We start from the raw sequence: 6,000 nt of genomic DNA, 5'->3' as shown, positions 1-6,000 counted from the left end.
CCGTTGGCGTCTGCCCCGCCAGCCGCGCGAAGAAGCGCGAGAAGTAGCCCGCGTCTGAGAAGCCCAGCGTCATCGCGATCTGCTTGATGTCCAGGTCGCTGAACAGCAGGTCGCGCTGCGCTTCGGCCAGCACGCGCGCATGGATGAGCTGCAGCGCGCTTTGCCCGGCAAGCTGCCTGCAGACGCGGTTGAGCTGCGTGGACGTAACGCCGATGGCGTCGGCGTAGTACGTGATTTCCTTCTGTTCGCGATAGTCGGTTTCCAGCAACTGCTGGAACTGCTGGAAATGCCGCGCCGGGCGGCTGCCACCCTGGGTCTTGGCCGGCGCCGATGCCTCGGCGATTCGCGCAATTCCCACCAGCACCAGCGTCAGCAAGGCCGACAGCGACGCGCCGCGCCACGGTGAAACCGATTCCATCTCCTCGCGGAACAGCGCCAGCGTACTTGCCAGCGCGTGCCGCCGCGCCACGCGGTCGTGACGCGGATGTTCGAAAAGCGGCAGCGTCCCGGGCACGCCGGCCAGCAGCGTGCGCAGGTAACTGTCGGTCATCGTCACGATAAAGCCGTCCACGTCGGGAGAGAACACGAAGCCGTGTACGTGGCGCGGCGGCACCGTGATCAGCGAGCCGCTCGCCAGCGGCTCCTTCCGCCCTTCGAGCAACGCCTCCCCACTGCCTCCGTGGATGTACAGAAATTGAAGGAAGCGCTCATGCCGGTGTGGCCGGATCTCCCACGCATAGAGCTGGCTGCGCGAGGCGATTGATTCGAAATGGAGCTGATCCAGCAGCGGCTCCGACGAATTCACGCCATAGAGCGAGTAGGTGGGTACGGTTCTCATGGGGGCGCATTGCACAAACCTGGAATGTTCGGATTTTCACTTCGATGGTTCGATCTGTCCATTCCTGCCACGCGCGCGAGGCTCTATCGTTAAGCCCAACAACGACACAACAACGGCACACAAACCAGGAGACTCGCCATGGCCCCCAATGGCTCCCCCAATACCCGTTCCACACGCGTCGCCATCGTTGGCGCAGGCCCTGCCGGGCTCTTGCTAGGCCAGTTGCTGACCGTCGCCGGCATCGACAATATCGTCATCGAACAACGCAGCCCCGAGTATGTCCTTGGCCGCATTCGCGCGGGCATTCTGGAATGCGTGACCGTCGAGGCGCTGGCGCGTGCCGGTGTCGATGCGCGGCTGCGCGACGAAGGATTGGTGCACCACGGCATCGAGCTGTCCTTCGGCGGGCGGCGGCACCGTCTGGACTTCCATGCGCTGATCGGGCGCGATGTCACCGTCTATGGCCAGACCGAGGTCACACGCGACCTGATGGAGGCACGCAAGGCTGCGGGTGTGCCCACGGTCTATGAAGCGCAGGATGTCTCGCTGCACGATTTCGACGGCAACCGGCCGCGCGTGCGCTATCGCAAGGACGGCGTCGAGCATGAGGTGGTGTGCGACTACATCGCCGGGTGCGATGGTTTCCACGGCGTCAGCCGTGCCAGCGTGCCGGAGCCTTCAAAGCGGATCTTCGAACGCGTCTATCCGTTCGGCTGGCTCGGCATCCTGGCTGAAACGCCTCCGGTGGCGGACGAGCTGATCTATGCCAGCCACGAACGTGGGTTTGCGCTGTGCAGCATGCGTTCGAAAACGCGCAGCCGCTACTACGTGCAGGTGCCTTCCACGGAGAAGGCCGAAGACTGGTCCGACGACCGTTTCTGGAACGAACTGCGTCATCGGCTGGACCCGACTGCTGCGGAAGCGCTCGTCACCGGCCCCAGCATCGAGAAGAGCATCGCGCCGCTGCGTAGCTTTGTCTGCGAGCCGATGCGATACGGACGGCTGTTCCTGGCTGGCGACGCCGCACACATCGTGCCGCCAACGGGCGCCAAGGGCCTGAACCTGGCCGCCAGCGACGTGCTCTACCTGGCCGACGGCCTGATCGCGCACTACCAGCACGACGACCCGCATGAGCTGGACGCCTACTCGGAGAAGTGTCTGCGCCGGGTCTGGAAGGCGGAACGGTTCTCGTGGTGGATGACGTCACTGCTGCACCGCTTCCCCGATGCCGACGCGTTCGCGCACCGCATCCAGCAGGCCGAACTCGATTACCTCGTGGGCTCCGAGGCGGCATGCCGGTCGCTGGCGGAAAACTACGTGGGCCTGCCGCGCTGAATGTTTCGATAGCTTTATCCCCTCTCCCGCATGCGGGAGAGGGGCAGGGGAGAGGGCCTGGCGGTGCAAATTGCGACAAGGCGGCAAGCAGAGCCGCAATGCCCTCTCCCCCGACCCCTCTCCCACGGCGTGGGAGAGCGGAGCATCAACACGGATCGGATAAAGTAAAGGCCCCCTTCGCCAACCACCTGGGCCAATTCCATGTCCGAACCCGTAGTCGACCGTGTTCTCCTGACCAATGACGATGGCATCGATGCGCCGGGCCTTGCCGTGCTGGAGCAGGTTGCCGCCACGCTCGCACGCGAAGTCTGGATCGTTGCGCCGGAGCACGACCAGAGCGGCACGTCGCATTCGATCAGCCTCCATGCGCCGCTGCGCATCTCCGAGCGCGGTCCGCGCCGCTTTGGCATTACTGGCACCCCGGGCGACTGCGTCGTGATGGCGGTGCGTCAGGTGATGCGCGATACACCGCCGGACCTGATTCTCTCCGGCATCAACCGGGGCGGGAACCTCGGTATGGAAACCGTGTTCTCGGGCACAGTCGGCGCCGCCATGACGGGCATGCTGCTTGGTGTCCGGTCGATTGCGCTGAGCCAGGTCTTCAAGGATCGCAACGCAGTGAAATGGGAGACCTCGCGCGCGCTCGCGGGCGATGTGATCCGTCGTCTGCTTGCCGCGGGCTGGAGTGACGATGCGTGCCTGAACGTCAATTTTCCCGACGTGGATGCCGCTGCTGCCGGGCCCCTGACGGTCTCGCGGCAGGGCGTTGGACTGGTCAACGCGATCGATGTCCGCGCGCACGTGGACCCGCGCGGCATTCCCTATCACTGGCTGCAGTTCTCGCGTGGCCCACGGCCCGACGTGGACGATGCCGAGGCAATGGTGGTGGCGCGCGGCGCGGTATCGGTGACGCCGCTGTGCTTTGAACGTACCAGCGAAGAGGCAGCCACGGCGCTGGCGGCCAGCCTGGCGCGGGCCTGAGCCGTATCGAGGGGGGGTGGCCCCCCCTTGCCAGATCGTACCAATAAAGATAGTCTCCCGTTTTGCATACAAAAAATGAACGCAAAAGGAGACAAAAAACATGGAGCTCGCGGCCCACTTCCCAAAGCTGCTCAACGGTCTGGAATGGTCAGGATGCGCGCTGGCAATGAGCGGCTCGTTCCTGGTGGCGCTTCATAACCGCGCCTCGCGCTGGGGCTGGATCGCCTACATATGCTCGAACCTGGTCTGGAGCGCCTTCGCGCTGACCACGGGCACCTACGGCCTGTTCGTGCAGCAGCTTGGTTTCACGGCGACGAGCCTCTACGGGCTCTATCGCCACACGCGCTACTACCGCGAGCTGGAACCGGCCACGCCCACGGCCGCGGCCTAGTTCTCACGCGTCACGTGCGCCGCGAAGCCGGTCTGCCCCGGTGACACTTCCGGCCGCAGGGTCAGCGACGGGATGTCGTACTGGCCGCTGTTCTGCGGCCGGTACGCAATCGGCGGCGTACTGAACAGTGTGTCGAGCCGCTGGCCCAGCCCTTCGGTGATGGCTGCGTAGCGGTCCTCGTCCATGCGGCCAGAACGGTAGACCACGAACGGCGGCAGCACGTCAAAGCCCGGGTAGAACAGGATGCCGTGCTGGATCGGGAACAGGACGTCTTCGATCGGTCCGTTGATGCCGCGCGCATCGTAGTGGGATTCCCACCCACCCGTCGTCACCATCAGCATGGCGCGCTTGCCCGCCAGCGTGCCTTCGCCATATCGATCGCCCCAGTGCGAGTCTGAATGCTCGCCCACGCCATATGCAAAGCCGTAGGCGTAGACGCGCTCGACCCACCCCTTGAGAATGGCCGGCATCGAAAACCACCAAAGCGGAAACTGCAGGATCACGGCATCGGCCCACAGCAGTTTCGCCTGTTCGCTTGCGATGTCGGCGCTCTGCAGCCCGTTCTCGAACGCATGTTTTGAATCGAGCGAAGGCCGGAACGGCGCGCCGGTCTGCGGTGCGACGGAATCCCCGGCGTCCAGCGGCGCCTTCCAGCGCATGGCATAGAGGTCCGAAACCTGTACCGCGTGGCCGGCCGACTCCAGCCGCTGCACGGCAAAGTCCTTGAGCGAGCCATTGAGCGATGACGGCTCGGGGTGGGCGTGGACGAGAAGTACGTTCATGACGATTTCCTGAAGATCTGATGTAACCAGGTTCGAAGATAGGGCTGCCCGCGCTATATTGGAAATGAATTCCGGATATCCCAGGTATTGTCATGACTAATTTGAGGCGCCTTGACCTGAACCTGCTCGTCACGCTTGACGCGCTGCTGGCCGAGCACAACGTCACGCGTGCGGCCGAGCGCCTGCATTACTCGCAGCCTTCTGTCAGCGTGCATCTGGCCAGGCTGCGTGAAATCTTCAATGATCCGCTGCTCCTGCCGGGGCCGCGCGGCATGCGTCCCACCGCGCGTGCCGAATCGTTACGGGACCCATTGCGCGAGGCCCTGACGGCGCTTGAGGCGGCCATATCGCCGGAAAGCCCGTTCGATCCGGTGGCGGCCACGCAGACCTGGCGCATTGCCGCCACCGACTACAGCGAATCGACGGTGCTGTTGCCCGCGCTGGCCGAACTCCGGCGGCTGGCCCCCGGCACGCGCATCGCGGTGATCGAGATGGCGCCGGGCCGGTTTGCACGGCAGGCGGAGCAGGGCGATATCGACCTTGCATTCCACATCACCAGCGATGCGCCGGAGGGTCTCCATCTGCGGCCGCTGTTCACGGAACGGTATGTGCTGGCTGGCCGCCGTGGTCATCCCCGGCTCAAACGCAAGCCCACCATTGCGCAGTTCTGCGCGCTGGAGCACGTGCTTGTGTCGCCCGCCGGCGGTGGATTCACAGGCGTTACCGACGAGGTGCTGGCGGCAGCGGGACTGTCGCGCCGGGTTGCGCTGTCGGTTCCGCATTTCCTGTTCTTGGCGTCGGTACTGGCCAGCACCGATCTGGTGGCGATGCTGCCGGCGCGCCTGGTGCGCGACAACGCGGCGTTGCAGATTGTTGAAGCGCCCGTGGAGGTGCCGGGGTACGAGATGTCGATGCTGTGGCACGAGCGCGTCCACCGGGACCCGGCGCATCAATGGCTGCGCGAAACAATCGCCGCAGCCGTGCGATGAATCGTGGCAGCAACGGCAGCAATGGTCCGGCGCCGGCGCGCAGCCGTACCACGCGTTCATCGGCCCGGCGGGCCTCAGGAACGCGTGGTGACAACGGGCGGATGACTGTCAGATGACCGTTGGATGACGTACCTGCGACGTCCGGGCAATGTCCGGATGATGGCAGGCGCTAGTTGCAGACCGTTCCGGGCACCGGCTTGCCGGAGGCCGTCAGGCCCTGGCAGGAATCGCCGACCGCCAGCGCGCCATCGCCCGACTGCCCCGGGCCGAGCCGGAGCCTGCCGGCAACGGTGCAGCAGGCACGCGCAGCACTACTCGGCGCGGGAGACAGCTTGACCGTCGGTGGGGGAGCCTTGGAAGGAGGGGCCTCGCCATCTTCACCTTCAGGCGCCGTGCACTGGCCTTGCTGACAGATTCGGTCACCCTTGCACTGCATGTCATATTGGCAGCCCGCCGCCGCTGATGCAGGCGAATTCCAGGTGATGGTAATGGCGGCGACGAACAGGATGCTACGCAGGGACATATCCCCTCCCACACACGAGTCGCGGCACCCGGCGCCGTGGTTCACGGGTACGGGACGCGGGCGTCGCATAACTTCAGAATAGGGCGGCGCTTCGCGCACCGATAGTCCGACGCGAAAAACTCGAATGATCGGACTGTGGGATCGGCCACCATTGCCGATTG

Annotated in this window: 7 protein-coding genes; 4 read left to right on the top strand and 3 right to left on the bottom strand. The window is 65.0% G+C overall.

Features of this window, described 5'->3' with window-relative positions; genetic code table 11:
• Positions 1-838 (bottom strand): helix-turn-helix domain-containing protein (locus tag B552_RS0100335; RefSeq protein WP_019446992.1); only part of this gene is annotated, 838 nt, incomplete at its 3' end.
• 138 nt (positions 839-976) lie between these two features.
• Between B552_RS0100335 and pobA the strand changes: the two genes are divergently transcribed.
• The 3 genes from pobA (at position 977) to B552_RS0100320 (ending at position 3,545) form a co-directional block, all read left to right on the top strand.
• Positions 977-2,173 (top strand): 4-hydroxybenzoate 3-monooxygenase, encoded by a 1,197-nt coding sequence (gene pobA / locus B552_RS0100330; protein ID WP_019446991.1) that lies wholly within the window; start codon positions 977-979, stop codon positions 2,171-2,173.
• A gap of 201 nt (positions 2,174-2,374) precedes the next feature.
• Positions 2,375-3,154: a 5'/3'-nucleotidase SurE gene (gene surE / locus B552_RS0100325; RefSeq protein WP_019446990.1), complete on the top strand. Its 780-nt coding sequence runs from the start codon at positions 2,375-2,377 to the stop codon at positions 3,152-3,154.
• 100 nt (positions 3,155-3,254) lie between these two features.
• Positions 3,255-3,545 (top strand): nicotinamide mononucleotide transporter, encoded by a 291-nt coding sequence (locus tag B552_RS0100320; protein ID WP_019446989.1) that lies wholly within the window; start codon positions 3,255-3,257, stop codon positions 3,543-3,545.
• Here B552_RS0100320 and B552_RS0100315 read toward each other — a convergent pair.
• Positions 3,542-4,327, bottom strand: coding sequence for an NAD(P)H-dependent oxidoreductase (locus tag B552_RS0100315; protein ID WP_019446988.1), 786 nt, complete (start codon positions 4,325-4,327; stop codon positions 3,542-3,544). The two genes, B552_RS0100320 and B552_RS0100315, sit on opposite strands and share 4 nt — an antisense overlap.
• Before the next feature lie 92 nt (positions 4,328-4,419).
• Here B552_RS0100315 and B552_RS0100310 point away from each other — a divergent pair, with 92 nt between their 5' ends.
• The gene (locus B552_RS0100310) at positions 4,420-5,316 is read left to right on the top strand and encodes a LysR family transcriptional regulator (protein WP_019446987.1); all 897 of its coding nucleotides are present in this window, start codon (positions 4,420-4,422) and stop codon (positions 5,314-5,316) included.
• A 169-nt stretch (positions 5,317-5,485) separates the two neighbouring features.
• Here the strand turns inward: B552_RS0100310 and B552_RS28165 are convergent, their stop codons facing one another.
• Positions 5,486-5,839, bottom strand: coding sequence for a hypothetical protein (locus B552_RS28165; protein ID WP_019446986.1), 354 nt, complete (start codon positions 5,837-5,839; stop codon positions 5,486-5,488).
• Positions 5,840-6,000 lie beyond the last annotated feature (161 nt).

The sequence above is a fragment of the Cupriavidus sp. BIS7 genome, from assembly GCF_000292345.1.
Lineage (GTDB): Bacteria > Pseudomonadota > Gammaproteobacteria > Burkholderiales > Burkholderiaceae > Cupriavidus.
This window is presented reverse-complemented; position numbering and strand designations above follow the sequence as displayed.

What these genes read in the sequence shown, in the direction of transcription:
- B552_RS0100310 (WP_019446987.1), top strand. Translation starts at nt 4,420, where the DNA reads ATGACTAATTTGAGGCGCCTTGACCTGAACCTGCTCGTCACGCTTGAC.
- B552_RS0100320 (WP_019446989.1), top strand. Translation starts at nt 3,255, where the DNA reads ATGGAGCTCGCGGCCCACTTCCCAAAGCTGCTCAACGGTCTGGAATGG.
- B552_RS0100315 (WP_019446988.1), bottom strand. Translation starts at nt 4,327, where the DNA reads ATGAACGTACTTCTCGTCCACGCCCACCCCGAGCCGTCATCGCTCAAT.
- surE (WP_019446990.1), top strand. Translation starts at nt 2,375, where the DNA reads ATGTCCGAACCCGTAGTCGACCGTGTTCTCCTGACCAATGACGATGGC.
- B552_RS28165 (WP_019446986.1), bottom strand. Translation starts at nt 5,839, where the DNA reads ATGTCCCTGCGTAGCATCCTGTTCGTCGCCGCCATTACCATCACCTGG.
- pobA (WP_019446991.1), top strand. Translation starts at nt 977, where the DNA reads ATGGCCCCCAATGGCTCCCCCAATACCCGTTCCACACGCGTCGCCATC.